Below are 5,328 nucleotides of genomic sequence, written 5' to 3'. Positions count from 1 at the left end.
GCTTGATGCGAGACGCGACGGTGGATTCTTTGGAGTCTGCTGTAAAAGCGAAAGTATCAAGTCTCACACAGTAATGAAAGGAAGGTTTGACCGTCGAGAGATGATCGAACACTTCGTCAGTACGTTGAGTGAGCGACCGGTTTCGAAAGAGACCGAAAAACAGTAACAGGTTTGAACTGAAGAGTTTGATCCTGGCTCAGATTGAACGCTGGCGGCATGCCTTACACATGCAAGTCGAACGGCAGCACGGACTTCGGTCTGGTGGCGAGTGGCGAACGGGTGAGTAATACATCGGAACGTGTCCTGGAGTGGGGGATAGCCCGGCGAAAGCCGGATTAATACCGCATACGCTCTGAGGAGGAAAGCGGGGGATCTTTCGGGACCTCGCGCTCAAGGGGCGGCCGATGGCAGATTAGCTAGTTGGTGGGGTAAAGGCCTACCAAGGCGACGATCTGTAGCTGGTCTGAGAGGACGACCAGCCACACTGGGACTGAGACACGGCCCAGACTCCTACGGGAGGCAGCAGTGGGGAATTTTGGACAATGGGCGCAAGCCTGATCCAGCAATGCCGCGTGTGTGAAGAAGGCCTTCGGGTTGTAAAGCACTTTTGTCCGGAAAGAAATCCTCTGGGTTAATACCCTGGGGGGATGACGGTACCGGAAGAATAAGCACCGGCTAACTACGTGCCAGCAGCCGCGGTAATACGTAGGGTGCAAGCGTTAATCGGAATTACTGGGCGTAAAGCGTGCGCAGGCGGTTCGCTAAGACAGATGTGAAATCCCCGGGCTTAACCTGGGAACTGCATTTGTGACTGGCGGGCTAGAGTATGGCAGAGGGGGGTAGAATTCCACGTGTAGCAGTGAAATGCGTAGAGATGTGGAGGAATACCGATGGCGAAGGCAGCCCCCTGGGCCAATACTGACGCTCATGCACGAAAGCGTGGGGAGCAAACAGGATTAGATACCCTGGTAGTCCACGCCCTAAACGATGTCAACTAGTTGTCGGGTCTTCATTGACTTGGTAACGTAGCTAACGCGTGAAGTTGACCGCCTGGGGAGTACGGTCGCAAGATTAAAACTCAAAGGAATTGACGGGGACCCGCACAAGCGGTGGATGATGTGGATTAATTCGATGCAACGCGAAAAACCTTACCTACCCTTGACATGTATGGAAGTCTGCCGAGAGGTGGACGTGCCCGAAAGGGAGCCATAACACAGGTGCTGCATGGCTGTCGTCAGCTCGTGTCGTGAGATGTTGGGTTAAGTCCCGCAACGAGCGCAACCCTTGTCCCTAGTTGCTACGCAAGAGCACTCCAGGGAGACTGCCGGTGACAAACCGGAGGAAGGTGGGGATGACGTCAAGTCCTCATGGCCCTTATGGGTAGGGCTTCACACGTCATACAATGGTCGGAACAGAGGGTCGCCAAGCCGCGAGGTGGAGCCAATCCCAGAAAACCGATCGTAGTCCGGATCGCACTCTGCAACTCGAGTGCGTGAAGCTGGAATCGCTAGTAATCGCGGATCAGCATGCCGCGGTGAATACGTTCCCGGGTCTTGTACACACCGCCCGTCACACCATGGGAGTGGGTTTCACCAGAAGTAGGTAGCCTAACCGCAAGGAGGGCGCTTACCACGGTGGGATTCATGACTGGGGTGAAGTCGTAACAAGGTAGCCGTATCGGAAGGTGCGGCTGGATCACCTCCTTTCTCGAGCTGAACGTGTCGAACGTTGAGCGCTCACGCTTATCGGCTGTGAATCAGGACAGACTCAGGGGTCTGTAGCTCAGTCGGTTAGAGCACCGTCTTGATAAGGCGGGGGTCGATGGTTCGAATCCATCCAGACCCACCAAAGTCTTGTCTGGTGAGCTGACCGTCTAAAAACCTCTGGGGTATCTGTATGACTGGGGGATTAGCTCAGCTGGGAGAGCACCTGCTTTGCAAGCAGGGGGTCGTCGGTTCGATCCCGTCATCCTCCACCAATCCTCAATGCCGGTTTTACTGCATGCGCTAATGAAAGTTGGCGGTGTAGTGAAACAGGCATTGGCGATTGAGCCAGTCAGAGTGATACGCGGTTATAGCAACTGCGATATCGGCTGTCGTTCTTTAACAATCAGGAAGAAGTAGTAAAGAGATTCACGAAAGCATACCTGGAGATGGGTGTGTGAGTAGGTGAATCAGGGTTGTGATTGTATCAATGTATGAAAAGGTGATCGAAAGATTGCTTTGGAATACGGCGCAACACGAATACTCAACCTGTAGCGATTGTGAATTGATGTCCTGGCATTCCCTGTGAATGTCCCTGTCCCCTTCGGGGATGGGACCGGAGTAGGCGCTCAAGCGCCAACTCCGGATCGACAGAGACACACCCGTTATAGGGTCAAGCGAACAAGTGCATGTGGTGGATGCCTTGGCGATCACAGGCGATGAAGGACGCGGTAGCCTGCGAAAAGCTTCGGGGAGCTGGCAAACGAGCTTTGATCCGAAGATGTCCGAATGGGGAAACCCACTCCGAATGGAGTATCCATGACTGAATACATAGGTCATGCGAAGCGAACGCGGTGAACTGAAACATCTAAGTAACCGCAGGAAAAGAAATCAACCGAGATTCCCAGAGTAGTGGCGAGCGAAATGGGACCAGCCTGTACTCTTTATCTTCATTGTTAGCTGAAGGCTCTGGAAAGTGCTGCCATAGCGGGTGATAGCCCCGTAAGCGAAAACAGCGAGGAAGAACTGGGTGTACGACAAGTAGGGCGGGACACGTGAAATCCTGTCTGAAGATGGGGGGACCATCCTCCAAGGCTAAATACTCGTGATCGACCGATAGTGAACCAGTACCGTGAGGGAAAGGCGAAAAGAACCCCGGGAGGGGAGTGAAACAGATCCTGAAACCGCATGCATACAAACAGTCGGAGCCTCGTAAGGGGTGACGGCGTACCTTTTGTATAATGGGTCAGCGACTTACATTCAGTGGCAAGCTTAACCGATTAGGGCAGGCGTAGCGAAAGCGAGTCCGAACAGGGCGATTCAGTCGCTGGGTGTAGACCCGAAACCAGGTGATCTATCCATGGCCAGGATGAAGGTGCGGTAACACGTACTGGAGGTCCGAACCCACTAACGTTGAAAAGTTAGGGGATGAGCTGTGGATAGGGGTGAAAGGCTAAACAAACCTGGAAATAGCTGGTTCTCTCCGAAAACTATTTAGGTAGTGCCTCGTGTATCACCTTCGGGGGTAGAGCACTGTCATGGTTGTGGGGTCCATTGCGGATTACTACGCCATAGCAAACTCCGAATACCGAAGAGTGCAATCACGGGAGACAGACATCGGGTGCTAACGTCCGGTGTCAAGAGGGAAACAACCCAGACCGCCAGCTAAGGTCCCCAAATATTGCTAAGTGGGAAACGAAGTGGGAAGGCTAAAACAGTCAGGAGGTTGGCTTAGAAGCAGCCATCCTTTAAAGAAAGCGTAATAGCTCACTGATCGAGTCGTCCTGCGCGGAAGATGTAACGGGGCTAAGCAATATACCGAAGCTGCGGATGCATATTTATATGCATGGTAGGAGAGCGTTCCGTAAGCCTGCGAAGGTGCATTGAAAAGTGTGCTGGAGGTATCGGAAGTGCGAATGCTGACATGAGTAGCGATAAAGGGGGTGAAAGGCCCCCTCGCCGTAAGCCCAAGGTTTCCTACGCAACGTTCATCGGCGTAGGGTGAGTCGGCCCCTAAGGCGAGGCAGAAATGCGTAGCTGATGGGAAGCAGGTTAATATTCCTGCACCATTGTTAAATGCGATGGGGGGACGGATCGCGGAAGGTTGTCCGGGTGTTGGAAGTCCCGGTCCTTGCATTGGAGAAGGCGCTTTGGCAAATCCGGGCGCGGAATTCAAGGGTGCGAGGCCATTCACTTCGGTGAAGAAGCAACTGGAAGTGGTTCCAAGAAAAGCCTCTAAGCTTCAGTTTAACAGGACCGTACCGCAAACCGACACAGGTGGGCGAGATGAGTATTCTAAGGCGCTTGAGAGAACTCGGGAGAAGGAACTCGGCAAATTGGTACCGTAACTTCGGGATAAGGTACGCCCCTGTAGCTTGATGCGCCTGCGCGCAGAGGGTGAAGGGGTTGCAATAAACTGGTGGCTGCGACTGTTTAATAAAAACACAGCACTCTGCAAACACGAAAGTGGACGTATAGGGTGTGACGCCTGCCCGGTGCCGGAAGATTAAATGATGGGGTGCAAGCTCCTGATTGAAGTCCCGGTAAACGGCGGCCGTAACTATAACGGTCCTAAGGTAGCGAAATTCCTTGTCGGGTAAGTTCCGACCTGCACGAATGGCGTAACGATGGCCACACTGTCTCCTCCCGAGACTCAGCGAAGTTGAAGTGTTTGTGATGATGCAATCTCCCCGCGGCTAGACGGAAAGACCCCATGAACCTTTACTGTAGCTTTGCATTGGACTTTGAACCGATCTGTGTAGGATAGGTGGGAGGCTATGAAGCGTGGACGCCAGTCTGCGTGGAGCCGCCCTTGAAATACCACCCTGGTTTGTTTGAGGTTCTAACCTTGGTCCGTTATCCGGACTGGGGACAGTGCATGGTAGGCAGTTTGACTGGGGCGGTCTCCTCCCAAAGTGTAACGGAGGAGTACGAAGGTACGCTAGGTACGGTCGGAAATCGTGCTGATAGTGCAATGGCATAAGCGTGCTTAACTGCGAGACCGACAAGTCGAGCAGGTGCGAAAGCAGGTCATAGTGATCCGGTGGTTCTGTATGGAAGGGCCATCGCTCAACGGATAAAAGGTACTCTGGGGATAACAGGCTGATACCGCCCAAGAGTTCATATCGACGGCGGTGTTTGGCACCTCGATGTCGGCTCATCTCATCCTGGGGCTGTAGCCGGTCCCAAGGGTATGGCTGTTCGCCATTTAAAGAGGTACGTGAGCTGGGTTTAAAACGTCGTGAGACAGTTTGGTCCCTATCTGCCGTGGGCGCTGGATATTTGAAGGGGGCTGCTCCTAGTACGAGAGGACCGGAGTGGACGAACCTCTGGTGTACCGGTTGTCACGCCAGTGGCATCGCCGGGTAGCTATGTTCGGAAGAGATAACCGCTGAAAGCATCTAAGCGGGAAACTCGCCTTAAGATGAGATATCCCCGGGGCTTCGAGCCCCTTGAAGGGTCGTTCAAGACCAGGACGTTGATAGGTCAGGTGTGGAAGCGCAGTAATGCGTTAAGCTAACTGATACTAATTGCCCGTAAGGCTTGATCCTATAACAGGTGTGTCTTGTGGTTCAGAGAGAACCCCGCACACGGTTGAGATCAGTGTTGTGCCAGAAACAACACA

At 53.3% G+C, this 5,328-nt stretch carries 2 tRNA genes and 2 rRNA genes; all 4 read left to right on the top strand.

The annotated features are described in order from the left end of the window. Positions 1–173: 173 nt before the first annotated feature. A 16S ribosomal RNA gene (locus PQQ53_RS34820) occupies positions 174–1,706 on the top strand. Positions 1,707–1,771: 65 nt separating this feature from the next. Next, positions 1,772–1,848: transfer RNA gene (locus PQQ53_RS34815), tRNA-Ile, on the top strand. A 54-nt stretch (positions 1,849–1,902) separates the two neighbouring features. Then, positions 1,903–1,978: transfer RNA gene (locus PQQ53_RS34810), tRNA-Ala, on the top strand. A 396-nt stretch (positions 1,979–2,374) separates the two neighbouring features. Continuing rightward, positions 2,375–5,254: ribosomal RNA gene (locus tag PQQ53_RS34805) — 23S ribosomal RNA — on the top strand. The 16S and 23S rRNA genes sit together here with 2 tRNA genes alongside, the layout of an rRNA operon. The last annotated feature ends 74 nt before the right edge of the window (positions 5,255–5,328 follow it).

The organism is Paraburkholderia strydomiana (assembly GCF_046030495.1).
Classification (GTDB): Bacteria; Pseudomonadota; Gammaproteobacteria; order Burkholderiales; family Burkholderiaceae; genus Paraburkholderia; species Paraburkholderia strydomiana_A.
The sequence above is the reverse complement of the archived record's forward strand: the minus strand, read 5'-3'. Positions and strand labels throughout refer to the sequence as shown.